We start from the raw sequence: 25,202 nt of genomic DNA on the forward strand, positions 1-25,202 counted from the left end.
TTGAGTGAGTAGATATAAAGGATGTCAGCCACTCGCTCTAAAAAACAACCAGAAGCGCTGCTTTTAACACAAAAGCAAGATATCAGATAGGCGATGTTTACACGACATTGATGGTTTTACTTGGCTCTTCAAAGTAGTAGCCTTGTAGATAGCGCGCCCCTACACTCCAAGCAACCGACATCGTGGCCGCTTCTTCGATATAGGGCATCAAAACATCAATATTCAGCTCATTCGTTTTTTCAATGAGTGATTTAAGAGTATCTAGGTTTTCGGCTTTGTCGATGTTTTCGACATAATCACGTCCCAATCGTGCCAAGTCAGGCTGTACAAACTCAGCAACCTTGATCGACTTCACCGAGGTACCAAAGTTATTGATACTGATCTGACAGTTCACACTGTTTAATGCCGCAAACTGTGACTTCGCCACGGTTAAGTGATTGACCACATCCTCTTCACGAAACTGCAAGGTCAATGCACCAGGAGCGCCGCCTACCGCTTTGATAAGCTGGCTTGCGACATTCACAAGTTTTTTATCCAACAATGAGGCACTGCTGAGCTGTATGAGCAAGCGTGTTTCAGGATACGTTTTGCGGACATGGTTCAGCTGCTTACAGGCGTTGATCAGGAGCCAGCGGTCTATTTTTTCACGTAAATCGTGTTTTTTGGCGACCATCATAAACTGATGAGGGGTCAACACAGTATTATCAGCATCATTCAACGGTAGGCGCAAATACACTTCAAAGAAGTCACTGCGATCATTATTGACATCATAAATCGGCTGAAAGAGCACCTCAAAATAATGGTTTGTAATGGCACTGATCAGATACTCTGCCAAGGCGGTATCATCACTACTGGCGTGCTCACTAGGGTCATACATATGAATGGCATCACCACGGCTCGACGTTTCAACTTTGATATGACTGACAGCTTCAACCGCACGCTCAAGCAGGACTTGTGACTCAGAGGCCTTTGAATCAATTTTGACAATACCAATACTGGCTGTGGTGGTGGTGGTTCGACTTTCCACCTCGATAAGCGTCTCACCAATTCGCTGACGGATGCGTTCAGCCAATGCCTTTAGTGCCTCGGCTGTGATGGTTTTTTCTATCAGTACTGTAAACACCGTATCACTAAAACGACTGATATGAGCATGCGCCAACATATCGCTCAACACGTCAGCTATTTTTTTGATGGTGGTGTCTACACCTTGCAGGCCTAAACTGCTGCTAATCTTGCCAATATTGTCTAATTGGATATACAACAAGCCCGCAGTGGCATTTTGTTGCGACACGGACTGACACAGCGCCTCGAAGCGCTCTTCAAAACCACGGCGGTTGTTTAGACCTGTGAGACTGTCCTCACGCTCAGCAGCTGCTAGGCGCTGAGCGATCTCAGCACTATTGGCGCCACTTTGTTGGATAATGATTTGGGTAACAGGCTCGCCGTCCAATGTGGCAGCTGCCAGCTGCAGTTTGGCCTCAAAGGTACTGCCGTCCATGCGGCGACTCTCAAAGTTAAACTCAACCTGCTCACGACTGCCTTTGTCAAACTGACGTAAAAAGTGTTTAAACTCTTTTACACTGTCACCATTGGCGATCAAATCAATCACAGGTACGCCGATGACCTCTTCCATCGATTCGAAGTTGAATAACTTAAGGTAGGGCTCGTTGGCAAAGATATGGATGCCTTGATCGATATAAGCGACGGCACTTTTAGAGTTTTTGATTAAGATATCGGCACGCAGCTCAGATTCAGAGATGACATGCTGCAGGGTTTGCAGTTGGCGGCGACAACGCAGATTGGCATGCTGCAAGCGGATCGCCATGATCACTTGGGTTTCTTTGTGTGCCAGTAGCGCTTTTACCATCGTGCCATCAATGACGGCGGGCATGCCATCGCCATTACGTCCTGTCTTTGCCATCTCGTCACTCATTAAGCCGATGACCGGCAAGTCAAGGCCTTGCTCTTGAATGATGCCGACGACATCAGTGAAGCTCAAATCATAAGCTCGGCCAAAAACCAATACATCCCACTGATGACGCAGAGACTTTATCAGCTCTTCTTTATCATCTAAAAATCCCAGATTCACCTCATCATAGTAAGCAGATAACAATCTAACCAGACGCTCAGCATAAAGCTGGTCGTCGTCTATTACGAGTAAGTTTAAGAGGGACTTAGTATGCATATCAGGCCTTTGTATTATTGTCATCGCAGATCGTTGATCAATTTATTATCACAGGTAATATTTCAATTCGCAACAATAACTGCTCGTAAAAACAACGACTGACTGCGGTATCGAATGGATGATACCCCAGCCAATCTTGATTATCGAGCCCGCATTATAGCCTGATGAGGGATTAATCCATAATACTATTAATGATATATAAAACCATAGTCACTGAATGACCTGACGCTACAAACGCACAAACTTATATTGCCCAAACCCCTCACTATTTATCAAGCACTCCTGCAAGCGCAAAACCTCTTGGCTATCATGGATGCGCATTATCACTCTGTCTCCGGTCTGAAATTGATAAGGTGGCACAGCGATGCTGGGTTCCGTTTGTAGATCTTTATCTCCCTTGATAAGCAGAGCTGGAGCAAAGCGCTGACTGCGCTGGCTGGTCGGACTTCTATTATCCAAACGCAGCGCACATGCCGTCAGCTCATGGCCAAGCGCCTGCCATTCCACTTCGACAAGCTTGCTCTCAAGGCTGAGCCAACGCACCATGCCTAATGACCATTTAAGTTTGCCAGCGCTGTTTGGACGACACAGCAAAAACAGACTCATGAGTGACAAAGGTGACAGGCTATCTTGCACCGCCTCTATCCTATTACTTATACCTTCATCCGTTTCTATAGAGGCCATCGATGACAAGGCGCCATCGATATTCAGCTGACGTTGATGCGTTGCATTTACTTGCCGTTGTCGTGCGGCCATTCGTTCATCGACGATGGCTTGGCGCTGCATGATGTCTGGTACAGACAACAGTTGTAGCACTCTAACTGTTGAGGTGACGTCAGTGCTGTCAAACGTCTCTACATAGAGTTTAGCGGCATCCGTATTTGGGTTAGCGTTCAGGCTGTCTTGCTTGGGCTGAGTGTCGTAGCGTGGCAACTGCTCGCTTGGTAGTTTGTTTGCAGCAATCATACTCATCAGCCCCTGACCGTCTGCCACATGATAGTGTATAGCATTGAAACCGGTAATGATGATTGCCCGCTGCTTGGGGCTGAGCCTAGCGGGTACGGTAAACTGTCTTTCGAGGTAACGGTGCTTGATCGCCATAAGTACCTTGCTCACCAGCTGAGCTTCGATGCTTTCATAGCCCGCTTGCAGCAGTTCATGATGACGCTGCTGCAAGTATGATGCTAACGCTCTAAGCTCGATGAACAAACAGTGGTGATCATCTTCGTAAGGGTTGATGCTAGAGCTTGCCGTCAAATATACAGGCGCACTACTGCCTTGCAAATTGACAAAAACACGAGTGTCTGTCAGCGGCTCTATGGTGGCATTGACTTGAGATGACCATGTCGGCAGTAAGCGTTGTAATAATATGACATTGGCTCGGCGCATAGCACGTGTGTTTAGCAAGCTGATCAAACACAGCTGAACATAGGCCTCATGAACACTCATGACTTGGCTCATGACCACACGGCGGCTAAGATTCACATGAGTGATGCCGGACTGATGCGCTAAATAATACAGCTGATTGATCGCGCCCCATAGATATCTTTGGGCATACTCATAAGAGATGGCTTGCTCATATATGAGTTTCTGATAAACAGACAGTGACTGATAAATAGCCGTCGCAAGTATCAACGGTGGCTTTTTACTTAAAGAAAAAAACGGTCTCCAGCTGCTTGCGGCAGCCTGCTTTTGGTGGGCTAAAGCCTGACTTTCACGCTTTATGACCCCGTCATAAACTAAAATAGTGAGGTAGTATAAAGATTTGACTTGCGCACTATATCGTAACTGCTCATGGTCTAGCGGGCCTAACTCACTGATATAATGCTGGCGCAATGAGGTGATCAAGCGATCAGTAGCGGTGGCAACAATCCCCATCAACTTAAGACGTAACGCATCTTGTATGTCAGACACCACCATCTCTGTCAGTATTTTTTCGAGCTGAGCCAGCTGCTGCGTCTCAGTTTGTGCAGAGAGTGCTACTGCCCATTTGAGCAGTTGTTGCTCATCATAGTTGCTAGACTCACTCTCAGACTGTGGCAAGGGTATCTCAGCAGACAGATACGCTTGAAAATCCGATAACGTGATCACAAGTACTCCTTAATAAAGGGATAAACTAACGATCAATACGATGATAAAGAAACGCTAGAAAAAGATACGCTAGGAGACAGCACTTATGTTTATTAATAAAAGCCTCCTAAACTACCATTTTGAGTACTTTACTGATTTTTGTAAACGTCAATCGGCACCTTAAAACGTCTGTTCGGCAACTCTCTGACCAGTTTTGGGACCAAATAGCCAGGAAGCTCTGCCAACAATGACCAATAAAGATCGATAGCGGATCGCTCATCGCTATCGAAATGAGCAGCGCCTGCCACCTTATCCAAGACATGCAAATAGTAAGGCAGTACGCCAGCACTGAACAAACGCTGATTGAGATCGACTTGCGTGCTGACACTGTCGTTAATGCCATTCAATAAAACGGCTTGATTGAGTAGCGTAATCCCTGCGTTACGGGCACGCTGTAAATACTCAGCTGTGTTGGTATCAATCTCATTGGCATGATTACAATGAATCACCATGACAATCTGACAGCGGCTCTGTGACAGACGCTGCAACAGCTCATTATCTAAACGCTCAGGGATGACCAGAGGCATACGGGTGTGCAAGCGAATGGTCGTCAGCTGCGGGAGTGCTTCTAGCGTATCTAGCCAAGCAAACAAGCGCCGATTAGAGACGCTTAATGGATCGCCGCCACTTAAGATGACCTCATTGATATCATTGTGTTCTTTAATATAGCTCATGATGGCAGCATGGGCAGAGGTCGTGGGCATATTGGCACTATAATCAAAATGCTGGCGAAAACAGTACCGGCAGTGAATTGCGCACGCCCCTGTTATCGTCAATAAAACTCGCGACTGATACTTGTGTAGCAGACCCTTGGTTGGATTCTGAGCGTTTTCGCCCAGTGGGTCTGCCACATAGCCACTTACGGGGTTGCGCTCTTGTTTGTCAGGTAAGACTTGCTTTAATAAGGGGTCATGAGCATCCCCAACCGCCATCTTAGCGACAAAGCCACGTGGCACACGCAGCTCAAAGTGCTCAGGTATATAAACCTGCGATTGAAGAGATTCAAGATGTAGCAAAGTGAGCAACTCATCTACCGAAGTAATGGCTTCAGATAATTGTGTTTGCCAGTGTTTTTGTGTGATCAAATGGTTTATCATGACACCCTAATACATGCAAAAACCGCTATTATACGCTGTATATCAGCACTCTATCAAAGTATGCCAGTCAAGCCTCTCTATCTAGCCTTGCTTATTGTTGCTATGATCTGAGTAACACTCTGTGAGTGCCAAGCTTGGCAAGCGCTGATGATCAAATGAATGTTTGTTCTAATGTTTAATCTTTAACTGTTACATGTTCTAATAACCGTTATTCGCAACCCTTAGGAGTCTCTTGTGGCAAGTTTTTCTACCAATGAATTTAAAGCCGGTCTAAAGGTAATGCTCGATGGCAACCCTTACGCCATTATCGAAAATGAGTTTGTCAAACCTGGTAAAGGCCAAGCCTTTAACCGTGTAAAGATGCGTAATCTACGTAGTGGCAAAGTACTTGAGCAGACCTTCAAGTCGGGTGAAAGCCTAGAAGCAGCCGATGTGCTAGATACTGAGATGAACTATCTATATAACGATGGTGAGTTTTGGCACTTTATGCATCCTGAGACCTTTGAGCAGCTGCAAGCAGATGAAACGGCTATGGCTGATGCCAAGCAGTGGCTAAAAGAAAATGGCAATGACCTGTGTACCATCACGCTATTTAATGGTGTGCCATTGTCGGTTACTGCCCCTAATTTCGTTGAGTTACAGATTACCGAAACAGATCCAGGCGTACGGGGTGACACCTCTGGTGGTGGTGGCAAGCCGGCAACTCTAGAGACTGGCGCTGTGGTCCGTGTACCCCTATTTGTACAGCAAGGCGAAGTGGTACGCGTCGATACCCGCACTGGCGACTATCAGACACGTGTCAGCTAATATAGCAACCTGCTGCTACACAAAAACCTCAACACGTATCCCAGCGTTGAGGTTTTTTTATGGTTTGTCTTTACTGTTTGTAGCGCCGCAAAGATTGTAGCGCCGTAAAGAAAGCGGGTGCTTGCTATGGCTTTTGCACGAGCCAGTACTGTACCAAGGTGGCCAGCTTTTCTTTTTTAAAAGGTTTCGTACAGTAGTCTTGCATGCCTGCCTGCAGGTATTTTTCACGCTCACCGTCCATGGCATTGGCTGTCAGTGCGATAATGGGCGGTAGCTCTGTTGGGTCATACAGCTCACGCAGTTTAGTCGTCGCCTGTATGCCATCCATGATGGGCATATGATGGTCCATGAGTATGATATCAAAACACTCAGGTTTTGCTGAAAACTCCTCTATAGCGCTTTGGCCATCAGTGACATGGGTAACCCTATGTCCGCTATTGTGCAGTACTTTTTTGGCGACCATGGCATTGACGTTATCATCTTCCGCTAAGAGTATGTGACCTGACTTATCAGTCAATACTGGCTGATGCTCCATCTCATGTGAGCACTGCCACGCTTTATATTGGGACTCTTTTAGTATAGGAATAGGTAGTAGTACCTTAAAGACGGAACCTTCTCCAACCACACTGGTAACCCAGATATGCCCTCCCATCAGAGTGACTAAAGACTTACAGACAGACAGTCCTAGACCAGTACCACCATCTAGTCGATAGACAGAGTTATCTGCTTGATTATAAGCCTCAAATATATTCTCTAGTGCCTTAGGCTTGATGCCCACGCCTGTATCGGCCACTTCGATACAAAGGGTCATTTCTCGGCAACCTAGATAGCTACATTGAGTGTTGTCACAGTGCGGAGTCGCATGTATATTGATACTGACACTACCGCCTTTACGAGTAAACTTGATTGCATTATTGACAAGGTTTGATAAAACCTGCTTTAACCGTACGGGATCGCCTTGTACATAAGGCGATAACTCCGAAGGATAACGACAGCTCAGAGACAGCCCTCGCTGCTGTGCGCGAACAGCAAATAAGTCAACCACTTCATTGCACAGTACTGACAGGTCCATCGGTACCGAGTCTAGCGTCATCTTGCCAGACTCAACTTTTGATAAGTCCAAGATGCCATTGATGATCGCCAGTAAATGCTCGGTTGAGATTTTCATACTATCAATATAGCTTTTTTGCTCAAGATTTAGCTCTGTATCATCAAGCATCTCAATCATACCAACGATGCCATTCATTGGCGTGCGTATCTCGTGGCTCATATTGGCTAAGAACTTTGACTTCATTTTGCTGTCACGCTTAGCAAGGCGTTGGCTTTTTTGTAACTCTAATGCATCTGCTGCCATCGCTGCAAACTTCGTCAACAGCTCAGCCTGCTTGTCATCAAATGTATGATTGGGCTGCGTGTCCATAAGACACAAAGAGCCCAAACGATATACCTTGTTATCCTCATATAACAGGATAGGCGCTCCAGCATAAAAACGTAAATTGGGGCTTTGGCTGATCAGTGAATTGTGAATAAAGCGGCTGTCTTTTGCCAAATCTGGCACCATAAAAACATCGTTAGACAGGACCGTATAATTACAGATAGCCACTTCCCGTGAAGTTGTACAAGTTCCCTGCAACCCATGAGGTGCTCTTAAGTACTGGGTACGCTCGTCCATGAAAGTGATGGTCACGATAGGTATATCGAAAAACAGCTTTACCAGTTCCGTTAGACGCGCAAATGCAGGATCATGCTCGTTATTAAAGACATCATATGCACGTAGTTTAGCGATTCGCTCTTGCTCATCTGCGGCTAACGGATACTCATGGTTTGACACATCTCTCTCCAAGCTTCATATGAAGTTATCAGTTGGTACGTTTTATAGCGGCTTGTTTGCTTAACATCTGTAGCGCTTCACTGACCATAATCATCGCCACTACCGAAGTGACCGCTACTGCAGAGCCATAGCCACCACAGTGCAGCCCCCCTGTTTGACAGCTTTTATCCACTTTTGGTGGCTCAGTCGAGTACACGCACTTAATACCAAACTTTTCTTTTAAGGCCCTATTGATGCCTTTTTCATGACGCAGCTTATAGCGCAGCCGTGCCAATAAAGGATCTTGGTAACTGTCTTTGAGGTCGCTGACAGTAATCTGTAGCGGGTCTATTTTGCCGCCAGCGCCACCTGCACAAATCAGCTTTAACTTATTAAAGCGACAGTGCAAAGCAATGGCCAGCTTGGCACTCATATCATCGACGCAATCTAGTATTACGATAGGACGACCTTGCTCCGTAGCAGCTTTGGCTTCACTACGACTAGGCAACAGTAGCGTCACGTTGTCTGGGGTCAAAAAGTCATCTACTAAATTCAAAGTGACCTTTGGATTGATCTCACGTAGACGCTGACCCATCGCTGCTATTTTGCTTTGACCAAAGGTGCTATCAAGCGCTGGCAGTTGCCGATTGGCATTGGATGCGACCAACACATCCAAGTCAATCAAAGTAATCGTACCTACTGCTGTACGTGCCAGCGCCTCAGCGGCCCAAGAGCCCACACCGCCCACGCCAATGATATAGACATGGGCAGCAGCAAAGGCATCAAACGCCGTGGCACCATATAATGTCTGCGTCCCCTGAAAGCGGCGCTCATACTGCTTATCTATACTTGTAGCATTTAACGTGCCAACTTCTAATGTATCGTCTTTTAAAGCCATAGTCATAGTCTTAGAGTCTGTACTGAGGTGTGGAGATGATGAATTCATAATAGGTTTTAACCTGTTGAAATTATTTGTTTTTATTATCGGTAAGCCCATGATACTTGCAAGGCATCACAGCTGTTTTGCCAAAGCTGTCGTGCCAACACTGCACAGTCAACATCAAGCAGCTCACTTAAGCTCATCAGCACCCAAGGCAGGTTCGCTGGGACATTGCGATTGTGACCATCAGCGCCTTGCCATTCATTATCAGCATTTTGGCCCAACGCTGAGCGTACCCCCTTTGCCTTATCCTTTGTTGTCTCGTCCTCTGTATCCGTTTGCTTGGAGTCATTGCTTTGAGTCTGGCACATGATGGGGGTCATATCGGGGCAGTCTGTCTCAATGACCAAACACTCGATACCATAGCTATCAACGGCCGCCTGAATGGCTGACCGAAGTTTTTTGGCATTAGGATTGGTGACTTGACCTGTAACACCTAGCTTAAAGCCCAACTTAACAAAAGCTTTCGCTTCTTGTACACCACCGCTAAAGCTATGAGCGATACCCCCCAGCTTATGAGCGTCATAATCGTGAGCTTTTAATAGGGCTAACGCTTCAGCATGGGCTTTTCGAATATGTAGCATGACGGGCAACTGATGCGCCACCGCCATATCCAACTGTGCTGCAAAAAAACGCTGCTGCTTTTCAAAAGCTGCCGGCTGCTTCATCTCATCAGTATACGTATCAAGCCCAATCTCACCGATGGCAACAGGGCGCTGCTGGGCGATCCTCTGTGCCATACTGCTGAGGTCAGCATCTGTATGCTGATGAATATAAAAAGGGTGTAGACCTAACGCAATATGGGTTTGAGGTTGCTCGGAGGGTACTGCTCGAGAGGCTGTCTGAGCGCTATCATCTGCTGAGGGCGGCATAAGTTGCTGCTGGGTTTGATATAACCTGTCAAAATGACGAGACAAATAGCCAACCAATATCAGATGCCGCACCCCTTGACCATAGGCACGCTGCGCTTGCTGCGCTCTGTCATTATCAAATACAGGCGCATCAAAATGCGTGTGCGTGTCTATCAGGGGATAGGGGGTTTTTGGGTCGTCAGAATTTGATTGAGAGTCATGAGATGATGGGTGTTGCGCTTTTAGTGATGCGTTTATATCTGTCATCAGCCGCCTCCATAATAGTGAATACATGAGTTTTTATGGATGCCGAGCTTAGAGAATACAAGTCAAACGCAAAGTCAGATGGCGTCAGCTAGGACATCAGCGCCACTGATTTTATCAAAATATCTCCTATAAGAGCGGTTTTTGGTATCAGGCATTTACGCTCAATCAGCCGCTTTTTTATCATTGGGCTGATCTCGCTCTGATTGACGCCCTTTGTCTTTTTTAGAGAGATGATTGGCATGAGCATCGGATGTCGTCTGTCGACTGCTACGCCTTGGAATCAATAATAAAGCCGTGGCGACGACGCTGAGAGTAAGCCATTTTTTATGATTCATTACCTCTTACTCCTAGTCACAATCTAGCGATTCAGCGGATAGGTCTTCATTTCACTGTTAGGGCTGTCCACTCTGGTAAAGCCTTTTGGGGTAGCGGCAGGCCTTTGGTCTACCTTTGGAACCAGTGGATTAAGCGGCATCAGCTCGTAGTTGGGATCGATATTGCCGCCCCACCCTTCTGTACCACTTAAAGGCAGTTGTTTGATGGTGCCGTTTTTATCGATCACTAATTGCAAAACACGCATTTGGTTATATTTGCGCTCAGTGACACTGGCTACTGCCCCGCCATCACGCAAGATAGTGGGCTGCAAAAAGATAATTAAGTTGCTTTTTTGGGTGGTATCGTTGTCTGAGCGAAACAGACGACCTATGACAGGCACACTGCCCAAGCCGGGTACTTTTTGCTGTCTGGTGGTGGTGTTATCACGCATCAACCCACCAAGAGCAATGGTCTGCTGATCGTCTGCCAAAATCGTGGTATTAATCAAGCTTTTATTAGTAATCAACCCAGTGGCATTGCCTGTACTTCCTGGCACGACTGATGATACTTCTTGTGACACTTCTAAACGCACCGTGCCATTTTCACCGATATGAGGAATGACATTTAAGTTAATACCAATGTCTTGTCGATCGATCGTCTGAAATGGGTTGGTAGAGGAATCACCAGTGGTGGTGTATGAACCTGTCACAAAAGGCACGTTTTGACCGACCAGAATGCTTGCTTTTTCATTGTCCAAGGTCAAGATCGAAGGCATTGACAGCAGATTGGCACTGGTGGAAGAGTCTAGTGCCTGTAAAATGGCCCCATAAAACTGGGTGTTGCCTTGGCTGTCTTTACTACTACTGCCAACGCCGACCAAAGCGCCAGCTATCGAGCCCACAGCCGCACTTGGATTACCTGAAAGTGCGGCAGCGGCGAGCGATGCAGCACTAGCACCGACGTTGTTGAAGTTAACAACACCATAGCCACTATTGGCATTACCCAGTGCCCACTGAACCCCAAGCTGGGTGGCGTCGTCTCCTGAGACTTCTACGATAGCCGCTTGGATAAGTACTTGCGCACGGCGATTATCCAGCTGATTGACCGCCTCTTCGATCTCAAACATCAGCTCAGGGGCGGCGTTGACGATGACGGCATTTTGCGTTTCGTCTGCAATGATACTAAAGGGTTTGCCACTGGTGCTGTCGTTTGCTGTCCCTGTACCCATCGCTGAGCCACTGGTACTGGGCGTGCTTACCGTGTTGTTCGTGTTGAGCGCTGCACCTGTCGCACCGCTGTCCGTTAATGAGGCCGACTCAAGAGAAGAGCTGGCGCCAGAGCTATTAAGAGACTGATTAGACAGCAGTCCTCGTAACATCTGAGCAATATGACTAGCACTGGCATATTTTAAACGAAAGACCCGCAGACCACTGAGGCGACGTGACGGTGTGGTATCAAGCTGATTGACCATCTCTTGTACTTTAGCGATCATCTCAGGACTGCCTTTGACCAGCAGTCTATCACTGGCACTATCAGCGATGACTTTAAGCTGATCATTACCCTGCGCCTGTGCACCGCCAGTACTTGATACCAGACTACTGATAAGATCCATCATACGCTCAGCATCGACATGACGCAGTGGTATGACCTGCAAGCTGTCATTAATATTGCTATCAAGATCACGAATCAACGCCGTCAGCTGATTAAGACTGTCAGAGCGATCAGACAGTACTAGCGCATTGACCCCAGGGACCGCTGCAGCATGTGCAGATTGCGGCATCAAAGGCCTGATAACCCCGAGTACCTCTGCAGCTTGAGTGTTGGTCAAATAAATAACCCGGGTGGCTAACGACTCGCCCACGCTATCCCCTCGCAGATCCACTGCGATACCAGACTGCTTAGCGATATTATCAGGGACCAGTTTGATGGTGGTGCCAGAGTCAATAGCAGCAATCCCATTGACTTGCATGACGCTTAAAAACAGCTGATATATCTCATCACGTGACAGCGCCCGATTGGAGATGACAGTGACATTGCCATTGATACGAGGATCAAGCACAAAGTTTTGATCAGTAATGGTTGCCACTTCATTGATAAATGCTTTGATATCAGCATCTTGCAGATTGACCTTCCAACTCTCAGCGCTGGCCAATCCACACGCCGCAGCCCACACAGGCAGCGCAAGGCACAGTGGTCGACAAAGGTACAACAAACGCTGCAATGAGTGGCGCAAAGGGGTTACTGTTAATGTATACAAACGAGCCATGGTCATAATAATCCACTGTGATATCGCTCAGTTGTCACTGAGGCGTTTTTAAATAGCTTTAATAAAATGTTTGTCTGAGTCATATCTATACGGCACGCACTCGATGTGACCTGTCCTAAATACAGTCAATCTCACGTCAAACTAGCACACACTGTACTATGCCACATGCTACTGATATAAGCGCTCATAGCTAAAACTGCTGACGAATCGTAATGACCTGTTCGCCCCGCTGTACTTCTATCTGCGCCTGACCAGACTGCTGCACTTGTTGTAACACTCCAGCATCTTGCATTGGGTCACTGCCGACACTTTGTCCGTTGACCGTAAGCACCCGATCTCCTGGCTCCAATCCTAAACGATTGCGCACCTCTGCTGGCATCGCCGCAGTGACTTGATAGCCTTCGCCAGCAGCCATCACCCCCATACGACTCAAAAAACTGGCGGGGCTGTCTTTTAGCGCCGTTACAGCTTCATCGATAGCAGATAATGGAGGCGCAGTATCGACAGTAGGGTTACTGGTCGCCTCACCGTTTTCATTAGTGGCGAGAGCATTGGGTAAAGCCAGCGGCTGTGGCACAGTAGACGACGGTAGCGGCTTACTGTCTGGCAAACGCTGATTGCTCATGCCACCTGCGGCCATTTCGCCTTGGTCCAATGGCATGGCATCCGCCATACTAATGACACTTGGGTTATCCCTAGCATCTGTAATAATGACGGTGTTCCAATCCACTGCAGCCAGAGTGTAGCCACTGTCTTGCAGACCATCGCCAATTCGGTAGTTTTTTACTTCACCATTTACGTCTAATAATGCCGATGATAAGGTTTCTGGTATCGCTAGCATGACCCCTTTTAAGGTCACATTAGGCGGCGGCTGAGTGGCAGCAGGCGCCGACTCAGAATCAGCAAAGACAGCAAAAAGGCTACTGTTGTCTGCTGTGGACTCCCTATTGCTTTGTAACGCTTGTACTGGCAGCGCAGGGGCGATAGGCGGCGCCAGTACCAGCCACAGCATACGGGCGGCGGCCCAAGCCAGCCAGCCCAATGCCAGTAGTAACACCCATCCTGAGAATCGATTTACGCTGTTAACCACTGGCTTTAGACGTGCTGAAAAACCTATCATTTAACGCATCCCTGAATCTGACAGCGACGACCCTGGCAGTAATGGCTGACGCACACTCACGACTGGGGTGTCTTGTGGCGCCTGCCCTTTATACTCAGGCATGTTTTCTAATAAACGCTGCGTCAAATTCACATCCAGCATATTATCGCCATCCAGATACAAATCGCCCAAACGCTTTTCTTGGTTGTTTAATAAGCTCATATGCAGCAGGTTTTTACTGTTTTTTTGTTCGGCCGAAAGCTGCGCCTGCATGGTCGGCATGGTGATATAAAACACCTTGCCACCACTTGGATAGCCGACCTCACCACCGACCCAAGTCAGCTGACCATCTGCTTGCGTAAAGCCTGTGGCGTTTGCATCTGAACCTGAACGCCGTTGCAATGAAACTGAATTGACCTGAATAGGAGTATTGGGCAGTTGCCAATCGACCACCTTTGCAAGCGTCTCAGGAGCGATTTGACCATTCATATCTGTCATCTGCCAAAGACGGTGGCCAACTTTGACTTGACCATTAAGCCGTGTCTGTCCGGTACGGATATCTACATCGGCACCTATCTTACCCAACAACAATTGCCATGGTTGCCATGTCCAGCTGGCGGTCCCCGTTAATGGCGCTATCGACACTGGCAGCTGCCAAACCACCGAGCCTTGCCACAAGTTTCCTGAGACGTGCTGTACATAAGATGACTCGGGCGCGTATTTTTCGATCACCCAGGCAGCTGGCATTTGCAGTAACGTAAATAAGGCAAATAGCACAAACCCAATCAGCCACCACAGCTTACGAGGACGTTTATGAGACGAAGCAGACGCTTGAGGCACAGTGTTACTACTTATATAGGTGAGATTAAAATGCCATTATCATAACAAACTATGACCCGTAGATGACAGAAAAAAAGCCAGTATCTTCATTTAAAGACACTGGCTTTTTATGATACCAAACCTTACTGACCACCGACTTAATTTAAATAGTCGAGTCAGTTAAAGATCAACGCACTTAGACAGCAAACTCTTCAAGATTGCGACCTGCTGCTAACGCCTCAACGAGCCAAGTCGGTTTACGCCCACGACCCGTCCATGTTTCTTCATAATTGGCTGTATTACGGTATTTGATATTGCGTTTTTTCTCCAGCTTCTCACCTGCCTTTAGGATTTCCTCAATCGTACTATTGCTCTCTTCTGCAATTTTTTCAAACTGCATATAAGCATCGTACAAACGCTGATGCTGCTTTTTTTCGATAAGCTGCTGTGCGCTCTCAGTGATGGCCCGCAGCTCATCAACATCTAAATTATCTAAATCAATGGTTTTATTTTTTTGCATAATAGCCTCGGTTATAAAACGGAAACAAACCTAATAAAGTCAATTGCTCTTTATTAGGTAATAATTGGTTTAATAATATTACTGCTTTGTTACGGTAAATATGTTTTTATATTAAATTAAAAAGTTTATGCTGTAATAAACAATCAAACTTAATATTAGATAGCCAGTACTAGCGACTGTGCTAGATTAACATATTATTTATATTCGATAAATCATTAATTCAAATGATTAAAAACAAAACCATGATATAACTCTAAACAAAACAGCATTATAGAGTTTAATTATGTTCGGTAAAAAACGTAATATCATTAAATATATTTTATAGCGTAGGGCTTTTATTATACCAATCATAAAAAAGAGCCTGTATTTACAGGCTCTTAATGATTGTCTTTACATTAAACTCTAAGGTACACGTCAAAACGGAATATCATCGTCGACAGGGCCGTCTGGCATGACACTAGGCTTAGACTGCGGTGCCTGTGCTGGTTGGTTAAACTGATTCTGCTGCGCAGAAGCGCCCTGATTATTGAAGCTATTTTGGTTACCGCCTTGTGCTGCCGCAGCTACGCCACCCGCTTGATTATAGCCACCTTGCTGACCGCCAAAGCCTTGTCCACCGCCTTGGTTACTATAGCCGCCTTGCTGACCACCTTGACCACCACCCGCACTATCCAGCATTTGCATTTGCTCAGCACGAATCTCAGTAATATAACGGTCTTGTCCGTTTTGGTCTTGATATTTACGTGTACGCAAGCTGCCTTCGATATATACTTTACTGCCTTTACGTAAATATTGTGCAGCAATCTCGCCCAAACGATTAAATAAAGAGATGCGATGCCATTCAGTGGCCTCTCTTTTTTCACCGCTTTGTTTGTCTGTCCACTGCTCAGAGGTCGCAACTGAAATATTGGTCACGCTACCGCCATTATTAAATTGACGTGCTTCAGGATCTGCTCCAAGGTTACCGATGATAATTACTTTATTGACTCCGCGCATAATACTGTCCTTTTAAATAAACAACTTTATAATATAGATTTATGAACTACCAATCACCGCTGTTTTGATCTTTTGTTAATCGGCTTAGTAATCCATTAATATAAAATAATAAGATAACTTATTAAGATGGTTTTACTTTATACAAGTTTTGTTCAAATATCTAGTAATTTTGGCCAATATACGACAACGTTTGTCGTCTATGGTTAATCCTAAATAAAACTGGCACGTTCTATCTCATGTGCAGCTCTTCTTATCTAGAACTCGCTATAATGACACGCATTAACTGTCGTTAGAGTGACAAGCAACCTCACTCGATACGTAGAAACCGACCTATTTTGTTAATAATGCAATTATTTTATTGACGCCTGCTACGCAAGCTTGAGCCATGTCATCAAGATACGGACGACTCTCGCTATCAGCAAAAAGCACAAACTCATACTCTGTATCGCTTAAGCTATAATTGACCCCAAAACCGCCTACATAGGTTGGGGCAAATAAAATACGTTTAACAGGATAGCGAACACCCATAGATGAAGTAGATAAAAAATCACCGCCAGTCAGTTTTTGATAACCAAGACTGGCAAAAAAAGCCGCTGCATCAGCCATGCTTTGTTGACCATCTTTATGCATCATAGCTTTCAGCCCAGTTAAGTGACGATCAAACGCTTGACCAGTCTTGCAAGCGATGACCCGCTGTTTATGGGCAGTAAAGGCGCTTGCCAGCTGTTCTTGAGTGGCACTATCCGTCAGCAACGCTTGGCATAATGCAATCGCCTCATGACTGTTAGGACGCAGGCCTTCGGTACGCCCCGCCATAAAGTGACTGGTATCAACCGCTTCATAAGTATGACGCACTTTATCAAATACTTTTAACTGCGCGTAAATCAGGGCAAACTGCATCATGGCATCGTGACTGACTTTGATGCTACTGTTTTTATTGCTACTTTTTTTATCAGTAATGGCGCTATAATCGACTGTACAACGTTGTACTGCGATCTGTTTTGCTTGTATGCTAACAGCTGCAATATCTTGTACGATACTCGCTACCGTCGCTTCATTATCCTCATTAGACACCCAGTCTAACTGCTGCAAAGATGGCAGGTCTGACTCTTTTTTCTCTTCGTTGCTATCCTCCTGCAACTTAAGCGCAAAAGCATAAGTGAATAAATGATTCAACGCTGCGCCATCAATTTCGCTATGCTCAAAGTGAATGGCTAAAAAGTCCGACTGTAGATCCATCTGATAATTGATAGGTTTAAATTGCCAAGCATTACCAGGCATAAAGGTTTGCTGCTGTATCTGCTCGGTCTCAGCTTGTTCAATATCAGTCTCTTTGGATAGATCTGTAAAATGATACATTGAAAAAGTAAATAAGCTATTGCGCAGAGCGTCATAAGCTCGTCTGTTTGCTGGCGCTTTGCTGAGCAAATCAAGGTAATGCGCAGCCTTATCACTGCCCAAAGCACTAATGGCGCTAAATGCAAAAGCAGGTTGGTCATAGTCGCTATTTATAATGCTATCAAGCGCCTTTGCTAGCGACCTAACTGAGTATACGTTGCCCTGTACGTCCGTTACTTGCAGAGCGATATGATGCCCTTGCCAGAGCACGCTGATATGACGACTGGCAACGTGATTGGCGGCATAGTAATAGTAGTCGCCCTCAGGCTGCGGCTCACGTACCGCCCCTGTCAAGATACGCCAATTATAGGTAGAAATGGGCTGCCCGCGCGGATCCGTTGGCGGTGTTATATCTCCATTCATATAGTCGATATGCGTGTGAACCATGCGCTGAATAAAAGAGGCGGCTCGTGCTGTACCAATGGACTTGTCAGGATAATCCAACTGCAAACTGGCGTTATTAGACAGCGCTAGTGGACGTCTATCTTGTAGGTATTCTGCGAGCTTGATTTTGGTCAGCCAGCTTTGCCCACTTTTTGCTTGTTCATCAGCATAATCCATCAGGCGCTGTTGTAGTACTAGTGCATCATTAATGGCAAAATCAGCCACAGCCGCTTTGGTTTGCTCACGCTCAGTCTCACTCAATAACGGGGATATACCCTCAATAAAGCGCTGTAGTGTCTGGGTGACGGGCGGTATCGGTAGGGGCTGCATAGACTGTGCTTCCTTTTAGTAGAGTCATCTAAATTTAAAACAGATACAGCGTGATTGAAAGACATTTTTGCGGACTTTCCACCCATTCAGCAATAATATCGCTCTCTCTTGATACGATAAAACGCTCAAACCATCAACATGACCATTAAATATCCAACGAGCTCTGCACCAGACTTGACAGCTGTTGGCGTGAAGTTTCAGTCAGCTGAGTCTTATCTAACTTTAGATAAGCCACTTGCTCCTTTGCCATCACCACCAGCTCGTCGACCCCATTGACGGCCATGACTTGCTGCGACCAGTCTTGGATATCGATATTCTTAGGAATAGTTACCGTGGTACTCGATAAGTAAGGCGGCTGCGCAATGGGAAAAATAATCAATAGCGCTGCGCCCATGATAGCAGCCAGTACGCCCCAAGCCAGCAAATTGGACTGAGTCAACAGCAGACCACCCAACGCCCCACCGACAAATGCGCCAAAAAACTGACTGGACGAATTAAGTCCCATCGCTGTGGCTTTATTGGCGACTGGCGCACGCTTCGATATCCATGACGGAATGGTGGCCTCAAGTAAGTTAAAGCCCATAAAATAAAACAACAAACCTAAAATGATACCAATACCGACTTGGCTACCAAGTGCCAATAGCGCTAAAGAAGCTGTCATCACCACAATTGACCCCAAAAACACTTGACGCATCTTACGTTTTTTTTCGGCAATGATAATAAAAGGAATGGCGACGGCAAAACCAATAAACAGTAGTGGCAGATACACCATGCCCTGCTGGCGTACAGATAACCCCATGACATCGGTCAGTTGCTGCGGCAAAATCACAAATATCGCAGTGAGGGTCAAATGTAGGGCAAAAATACCGATGTGTAAGCGGTTTAAATCACCGATTTTTAAAACAGTAGCCAGCTGTTGACCAATCGACTTGTTATCCAGATTGTGTTTGAGCACTCGCAGTGGCGTTGGCACAACAAATAACAAGACCATAGCCAATACAGCAAAACCTGCGGTCAACCAAAATAGCCCTGAGATACCAATCGAATCCACCATGAGCGGACCGAATGCGAAAGCAAGCATAATGGAGGTGGCAATGGTCAAGCCCATGGTCGCCATCGCCTTGGTGCGCATCTCCTCACGAGTCACGTCAGCGAGTAACGCCATCAGCACCGCCGATACCGCTCCACTACCCGCCAGCGCCCGACCGATAATGACTTGATAGATATCTGTGGCATTGGCAGCCACCACACCCCCTGCAGCAAACAGTACCAATCCCAACATAATGATAGGCTTACGTGGGAACTTATCGGCAGCTAAACTCATGGGTATCTGAAAAACCGCCTGACCGAGGCCATAAATACCAACGGCCAAACCGATCAAAAAAGGCGTGGCATGCGTATAATTATCACCATATACAGCAAACACGGGCACAATCATAAACAAGCCAATCATCCGCAAGGCAAAGATACCACCGACCCCGAGAATTGCCCGTTTTTCTACGCTATTCATACTTGCCTCACAGGTTTGTCATTGCTGCTATATCACTGTCGATCTATCAAGGCATCCGCCTACAAATCAAGGGCTCCTAGTATAAGACATTCGCCGTTTGGTTGCCGAGACTTTTGTCTGACTGCCACCGCTGCACGCCTAGCCCTATCTGAGCGCTTTATAGTAGACAATAATTTTGTTACTAAGTGCATCTGATGTGCCTCGTTACCTTGAATAATGCTGCTACCATGACAATAAAGTAAGGCATCGCAAGCTGTTATATAGTGGATCGACTATATCTAATCAACCAAACTTGATAATTATTGCCTTTGGTAAGTCAGTGTGAATTAAAAGACGACACCACCAATAAATATAGGCGTTTATATTGCTTTATGAAATCCTTAATGTTTATAAAGCAATATAAATTTAAAAAACTATTTATCTCATCCCTTTAATAAACCGACACAGCTTTATTGATTTTTTGATATTTAGATATTGTTTCAAATACCATTTTTGCAAATAGGAAACCTCTAACCGATGGCAAACGATCATATCTCAGTACGCGGTGCTCGTACTCACAATCTAAAAAACATCGACATAGACATTCCACGTGATAACTTCGTGGTCATTACGGGTTTATCTGGTTCAGGTAAGTCGTCTTTAGCTTTTGACACGCTTTATGCCGAAGGGCAGCGTCGTTATGTTGAGAGTCTGTCCGCTTATGCCCGTCAGTTCCTCTCACAAATGGAGAAGCCTGAAATCGACAGCATCGAGGGACTCTCTCCTGCTATCGCCATCGAGCAAAAATCAACCAACCACAACCCACGCTCGACCGTGGGTACCATCACAGAGATTTACGACTATCTGCGCCTTCTGTATGCCCGTATCGGTACGCCTTACTGTCCTGAACATGGCGAGCCGATGGTCGCTCAATCTGTCACCGAAATGGTTGATCAGATCATGGCCCTGCCTGAAGATACCAAGCTTATGATATTGGCGCCCGTGATTCGTGAGCGCAAAGGCGAGCATACCGTCCTGCTTGAGCAATTAATTGGCCAAGGGTTTGTACGGGTACGTGTTGACGGTCAGGTCTATGATACCGATGAGCTGCCAGCGCTGGATAAGAAAAAGAAGCACACCATCGAAGTGGTGGTTGACCGCTTTAAAGTGCGTAATGACTTGGGCAACCGTGTCGCCGAAAGTCTGGAGACCGCTTTGCGCTTAGGTCAAGGCTTGGTCACCCTGCACTTTATGGATGGCAATCCAAAGGATGGCGGCAGTGACAATCAAGTGATGTCGTCCAAGCACTCCTGCCCTGTCTGTGATCGAGCAGTGCCTGAGCTTGAACCGCGCATGTTTAGTTTTAACAACCCCTATGGCGCCTGTCCAAGCTGTGATGGTCTGGGTAAACGTCAGTATTTCTCTGCTGAGAAGCTGATTACCCATCATGAAAAATCACTCAACCAAGGCGCTATTAATGGTTGGGATAAGCGTCACGCTTATTACTTTGGTCTCCTAACCACTGTCTGCAACCATTTCAATATCGATATGGACACACCGTGGCAAGACCTATCCAAGCAGCAGCAAGATCTTATTATGCATGGCTCAGGCAAAGAGAAGCTGACCTTTAACTTCACTGATGAGCGCGGCCGTAAGACCAACAAAACCGTACCTTTTGAAGGCGTACTGCCTTACTTAGAGCGTCGCTATGCCAAGACCCAAAGTAACCTCGTGCGTGACGAGCTGGCGAAATACTTGGCCGATACCACATGTAATGTCTGTGATGGCGCACGTCTCAACGAAATCTCACGCAACGTGCGTGTCGATGACCAAACCATCGCCGATATCGTCAAGCTCTCTATCGGTGATGCCGCTGACTATTATAAAACCCTTAAGATCAGCGGTCATAAGGGCGAAGTGGCAGAAAAAATATTTAAAGAGATCAATGAGCGTCTAAACTTTCTGGTTAGTGTTGGCCTAGACTACCTATCGCTGGCCCGCTCTGCCGAGACGCTATCAGGCGGTGAAGCCCAGCGTATTCGCCTTGCCAGTCAAATCGGTGCGGGGCTTATGGGCGTGATGTATGTCCTCGATGAGCCGTCGATCGGTCTGCATCAGCGGGACAATGACCGCTTGCTAAAAACCTTAACCCGTTTGCGTGACTTAGGCAATACCGTACTGGTCGTTGAGCACGATGAAGATGCGATTCGTCAAGCCGACCATGTCATCGATATCGGTGTTGGTGCTGGTGTACATGGCGGCCATATTATCGCTCAGGGCCCAGTAGAAGACATCATGAAGTCTACAGAATCCCTCACTGGACAGTATCTGTCAGGTGAGAAAAAAATCGAGATTCCAAGCGTTCGTCATAAGGCTAAAACCATAGAAGTAGAGACCAAAGGTAAAAAGAAAGCCAAAGCCATGCCAATGAGCATCGAGCTAAAAGGCGCTGCAGGTAATAACTTAAAAGATGTGGATCTTAGTCTGCCTGTCGGCATCATGACCTGTATCACTGGTGTGTCAGGCTCTGGTAAATCTACCCTGATTAACCGTACCTTGATGCCAGTCGCTGCTACTCAGCTCAATAATGCCTCAACCTTGATACCTGATAAGTTTGACAGCATCAGCGGTCTTGAGCACTTAGATAAAATGGTCGATATCGACCAAAGCCCGATTGGCCGTACCCCACGCTCCAACCCAGCCACCTATACAGGTGTCTTTACCCCAGTACGTGAGATGTTTGCCCAGACTCCCGAAGCCCGGGCTCGTGGTTATAAGCCTGGTCGCTTTAGCTTTAACGTCAAAGGCGGACGCTGTGAGACGTGTCAAGGTGATGGCCTGATCAAGGTTGAGATGCACTTCTTGCCAGATATGTATGTGCCGTGTGACAGCTGTGATGGTAAGCGCTATAACCGTGAGACGCTCGAGATTCACTATAAAGGCAAAACCATCGCTGATGTGCTCGATATGACGGTTGAAGACGCCACTGAGTTTTTCTCAGCCATCCCTGCGATTTATCGTCGCCTGCAAGCACTGATGGAGGTTGGACTCAGCTATATTCGTCTTGGACAGTCTGCCCCTACGCTATCTGGTGGTGAGGCGCAGCGGGTGAAGCTGGCACGTGAGCTTGCCAAACGTGATACTGGTCAAACGCTCTATATCTTGGATGAGCCGACTACTGGTTTGCATTTCCATGATATCGCTAAGCTGCTCAATATCCTGCATGCGCTACGTGATAAAGGCAATACCATCGTGGTTATTGAGCATAACTTAGACGTCATTAAGACGGCGGATTGGGTGATTGATCTAGGCCCTGAAGGCGGTAAAGGTGGCGGTATGATTATCGCTGAAGGCACACCTGAGGAAGTAGCGGAGGTAGAAGGTTCGCATACCGGTGAGTTTTTAAAGCCGATGTTGGACCAGGCGGTGTCTGAGGCGAGTTAGTAGGTTAACTAGTTGTTATTTAAAGGCTATCCTTTTGGGATGGCCTTTTTTGTTGGTTGGGGTTTGGTTGTTATAGCTAGTATTGCTTTTTGCTGTTACTGAGGCTAAACAAGTCCCTAAATCGAAGCTTCTAAGGTAAGATATACTCTATAAATAATTTGTCTAGTACCTTTTCAATATAATTAGGAGAATAAAATGGATATGCAACCTAATGAAACGAGTATTAAATTGCTCTTTAACTCTGGAAGCCAATTCTCTATACCCCGTTTTCAGCGCGACTACTCATGGAACAAAAAACATTATCAAGAGTTTATTGATGATATGTTAAATTGTCTTATTTTTAAAGATAATGAGCTAAAAAACCAAAGCTACTTTTTAGGAACAATGCTGTTCATTGGCGACTTTGTAGATAAGAATAATGCAGATAAGTATATACATGTAGTTGATGGTCAACAGCGCCTTACTACAATTACAATACTATTCTCTGCTCTTTCAGATAGATTTAAAGAGATTGGTGAGGACGTTCTAAGCAAGCAGTTATTTAAGTATATTGTAGATAAAGACGATGATGGTGTTGATTATAAGGTTTTGGACAGCAAAACACATTATCCATACTTCTCGTATTTTATTCAAGATATAGAAAAAAACGTGACTCAGGAAGCAGAATCAGAAGAAGAAGAACTCATTAAAGAATCGTTTAATTACTTATACAGTAGATTAGATTTAAACAACCTAAAATCGCATCTTAAAAAGAATATCGGTAGTGATAAGATAGATCAGATAGAGTACGTAGATATTCTAAAATCTCTTAGAGACCAAATATTAGGTACAGTATTTATAGCTATAGCTACTCCCGATAAAGAAAATGCAAATATGATCTTTGAAATATTAAATGCTAAAGGGAAGAAACTATCCCATGTTGATTTAATAAAAAACAAGATATTCGAAATTGTCGATAAAGAGATTCCTGCTGATTATGCTGATATAAAATGGACTAATGTTAAAGAAATACTTACTTCTGGAAAAGAAACTGTTGGACTAACTACATATTATAGACATTTTTGGATATCAAAATATAAAAAATCAACAGGTACTAAGCTTTATGATGATTTTCTTACAAAGATTACTCCAAAAAACGATGCTAGATATAGTCAGTTCACTATAAAAGAAATACAGCCCATATCATGAAACAGTTTAGGCAGATTATTCTCCATCCAGCCTTGGCGTAGAAACTTTGCTTGTGCCCATTTTTTCTCAATGGGGTTAAGATCAGGGCTATAGGGTGGCAGCCATAGAATGCGATGACCATGTCTGTTGAGCAGTTTTTGGATACGTCTGCTTTTATGAAACCTAGCGTTATCCATAACGATCACGCATTTAGTCTTGAGACTTGGAATAAGTGTGATCTTACACCAGTCATAAAATATATTGCTATTGATATTCTGTTCAAAGTAATCAAGCGCAAACAGCATCTTGTTATAAAGAGCACCGATGACGTTAGTTCTCTTTTTTGCTTGCCAGTTGTAGCTGTCGATACAGGGTGTACCAATCGGTGCATAGCCATGAGAGCGGATGGTCTCGTGCTCAAAGCCGCTTTCATCCATATAGATAATGGGATAGCCTTGCTGCGTAAAGCGATCAAGTTTACTCTGATAAGCCACTCTTTTTATCAGGCAGGCTTTTGGATGCTCTAAGGTCTTTTTTTTGACTGATACCTAGACGTTTTAAAGCAGTGTGCATGCCGGTCTTACTACAGTTGAATCGCCTAGCTCGCTCGTACAGATAATCGTCTGGATATTGTTCAACGTCTTTTAAGAGTGCTTCATTCGGTATTTTAGTTGGTGATTTATCTCGAGTTTGTTTGATACTTGGGTTTCTCAGCCAGCGCTGTAATGCGGTTTTGCTAACATTATAGAAAGTACAAGCCTGACGGATACTCATGTCTTTGTTTTTGACACTTTTAATCACTTGTGCTCGAAAATCTGCTGAATAGGTCATTTGTTCTTCTGCTATTTCGCTTGCTTTAAAACGATTGTATCTTATTTAAAAAGAACT

General features: G+C 45.6%; 19 protein-coding genes. 3 read left to right on the top strand and 16 right to left on the bottom strand.

Going from position 1 to position 25,202, the window contains the following annotated elements; translation table 11 throughout:
• Nucleotides 1–97: 97 nt before the first annotated feature.
• From J3492_RS05160 to epmB, 3 genes are all read right to left on the bottom strand, one after another.
• Nucleotides 98–2,185 carry a GGDEF domain-containing phosphodiesterase gene (locus J3492_RS05160; protein WP_207990583.1) on the bottom strand — a complete coding sequence of 696 codons (2,088 nt, stop codon included), beginning with the start codon at nucleotides 2,183–2,185 and terminating at the stop codon, nucleotides 98–100.
• Between the two features lie 228 nt (nucleotides 2,186–2,413).
• The gene (locus J3492_RS05165) at nucleotides 2,414–4,276 is read right to left on the bottom strand and encodes a hypothetical protein (protein ID WP_207990585.1); all 1,863 of its coding nucleotides are present in this window, start codon (nucleotides 4,274–4,276) and stop codon (nucleotides 2,414–2,416) included.
• 128 nt (nucleotides 4,277–4,404) lie between these two features.
• On the bottom strand, nucleotides 4,405–5,412 hold the full coding sequence (epmB, locus tag J3492_RS05170; protein ID WP_207990587.1) for an EF-P beta-lysylation protein EpmB: 1,008 nt from the start codon (nucleotides 5,410–5,412) through the stop codon (nucleotides 4,405–4,407).
• A gap of 234 nt (nucleotides 5,413–5,646) precedes the next feature.
• Between epmB and efp the strand changes: the two genes are divergently transcribed.
• Nucleotides 5,647–6,219, top strand: a complete 573-nt coding sequence (efp, locus tag J3492_RS05175) for an elongation factor P (RefSeq protein WP_207990589.1) — start codon at nucleotides 5,647–5,649, stop codon at nucleotides 6,217–6,219.
• A gap of 124 nt (nucleotides 6,220–6,343) precedes the next feature.
• Here efp and J3492_RS05180 read toward each other — a convergent pair whose 3' ends face one another.
• From J3492_RS05180 to J3492_RS05230, 11 genes are all read right to left on the bottom strand, one after another.
• Nucleotides 6,344–8,050 carry a GAF domain-containing hybrid sensor histidine kinase/response regulator gene (locus J3492_RS05180; RefSeq protein WP_341534084.1) on the bottom strand — a complete coding sequence of 569 codons (1,707 nt, stop codon included), beginning with the start codon at nucleotides 8,048–8,050 and terminating at the stop codon, nucleotides 6,344–6,346.
• A 28-nt stretch (nucleotides 8,051–8,078) separates the two neighbouring features.
• Nucleotides 8,079–8,927, bottom strand: coding sequence for a tRNA threonylcarbamoyladenosine dehydratase (locus tag J3492_RS05185; protein ID WP_207990593.1), 849 nt, complete (start codon nucleotides 8,925–8,927; stop codon nucleotides 8,079–8,081).
• Nucleotides 8,928–9,010: 83 nt separating this feature from the next.
• The gene (locus J3492_RS05190; RefSeq protein WP_207990594.1) at nucleotides 9,011–10,087 is read right to left on the bottom strand and encodes a TatD family hydrolase; all 1,077 of its coding nucleotides are present in this window, start codon (nucleotides 10,085–10,087) and stop codon (nucleotides 9,011–9,013) included.
• 161 nt (nucleotides 10,088–10,248) lie between these two features.
• Nucleotides 10,249–10,422 carry a hypothetical protein gene (locus J3492_RS05195; RefSeq protein ID WP_207990596.1) on the bottom strand — a complete coding sequence of 58 codons (174 nt, stop codon included), beginning with the start codon at nucleotides 10,420–10,422 and terminating at the stop codon, nucleotides 10,249–10,251.
• Between the two features lie 23 nt (nucleotides 10,423–10,445).
• A complete protein-coding gene (gene gspD, locus J3492_RS05200; RefSeq protein ID WP_243453117.1) occupies nucleotides 10,446–12,674 on the bottom strand; it encodes a type II secretion system secretin GspD in 2,229 nt (742 codons plus the stop codon).
• Nucleotides 12,675–12,858: 184 nt separating this feature from the next.
• The gene (locus J3492_RS05205; protein WP_207990598.1) at nucleotides 12,859–13,788 is read right to left on the bottom strand and encodes a type II secretion system protein N; all 930 of its coding nucleotides are present in this window, start codon (nucleotides 13,786–13,788) and stop codon (nucleotides 12,859–12,861) included.
• Nucleotides 13,789–14,607, bottom strand: a complete 819-nt coding sequence (gspN, locus tag J3492_RS05210) for a type II secretion system protein N (RefSeq protein ID WP_207990600.1) — start codon at nucleotides 14,605–14,607, stop codon at nucleotides 13,789–13,791.
• A 175-nt stretch (nucleotides 14,608–14,782) separates the two neighbouring features.
• The gene (locus J3492_RS05215; protein ID WP_207990602.1) at nucleotides 14,783–15,106 is read right to left on the bottom strand and encodes an H-NS histone family protein; all 324 of its coding nucleotides are present in this window, start codon (nucleotides 15,104–15,106) and stop codon (nucleotides 14,783–14,785) included.
• A 414-nt stretch (nucleotides 15,107–15,520) separates the two neighbouring features.
• Nucleotides 15,521–16,102 carry a single-stranded DNA-binding protein gene (ssb, locus tag J3492_RS05220; protein ID WP_207990604.1) on the bottom strand — a complete coding sequence of 194 codons (582 nt, stop codon included), beginning with the start codon at nucleotides 16,100–16,102 and terminating at the stop codon, nucleotides 15,521–15,523.
• A gap of 330 nt (nucleotides 16,103–16,432) precedes the next feature.
• Complete coding sequence (locus J3492_RS05225) at nucleotides 16,433–18,214, bottom strand: choline/carnitine O-acyltransferase (RefSeq protein WP_207990606.1); 1,782 nt, start codon at nucleotides 18,212–18,214, stop codon at nucleotides 16,433–16,435.
• A 145-nt stretch (nucleotides 18,215–18,359) separates the two neighbouring features.
• On the bottom strand, nucleotides 18,360–19,724 hold the full coding sequence (locus tag J3492_RS05230; RefSeq protein WP_207990608.1) for an MFS transporter: 1,365 nt from the start codon (nucleotides 19,722–19,724) through the stop codon (nucleotides 18,360–18,362).
• A gap of 516 nt (nucleotides 19,725–20,240) precedes the next feature.
• Here J3492_RS05230 and uvrA point away from each other — a divergent pair.
• Nucleotides 20,241–23,147 carry an excinuclease ABC subunit UvrA gene (gene uvrA, locus J3492_RS05235; protein WP_207990610.1) on the top strand — a complete coding sequence of 969 codons (2,907 nt, stop codon included), beginning with the start codon at nucleotides 20,241–20,243 and terminating at the stop codon, nucleotides 23,145–23,147.
• A 195-nt stretch (nucleotides 23,148–23,342) separates the two neighbouring features.
• On the top strand, nucleotides 23,343–24,335 hold the full coding sequence (locus J3492_RS05240; RefSeq protein ID WP_207990612.1) for a DUF262 domain-containing protein: 993 nt from the start codon (nucleotides 23,343–23,345) through the stop codon (nucleotides 24,333–24,335).
• Here J3492_RS05240 and J3492_RS05245 read toward each other — a convergent pair.
• Complete coding sequence (locus tag J3492_RS05245; RefSeq protein ID WP_207989865.1) at nucleotides 24,299–24,808, bottom strand: IS630 family transposase; 510 nt, start codon at nucleotides 24,806–24,808, stop codon at nucleotides 24,299–24,301. The genes J3492_RS05240 and J3492_RS05245 overlap by 37 nt on opposite strands.
• Nucleotides 24,792–25,145 carry an IS630 transposase-related protein gene (locus J3492_RS05250; protein ID WP_207988742.1) on the bottom strand — a complete coding sequence of 118 codons (354 nt, stop codon included), beginning with the start codon at nucleotides 25,143–25,145 and terminating at the stop codon, nucleotides 24,792–24,794. The genes J3492_RS05245 and J3492_RS05250 overlap by 17 nt, the downstream gene beginning before the upstream one ends.
• Between the last annotated feature and the right edge of the window lie 57 nt (nucleotides 25,146–25,202).

Source organism: Psychrobacter coccoides (assembly GCF_017498085.1).
GTDB lineage: Bacteria > Pseudomonadota > Gammaproteobacteria > Pseudomonadales > Moraxellaceae > Psychrobacter > Psychrobacter coccoides.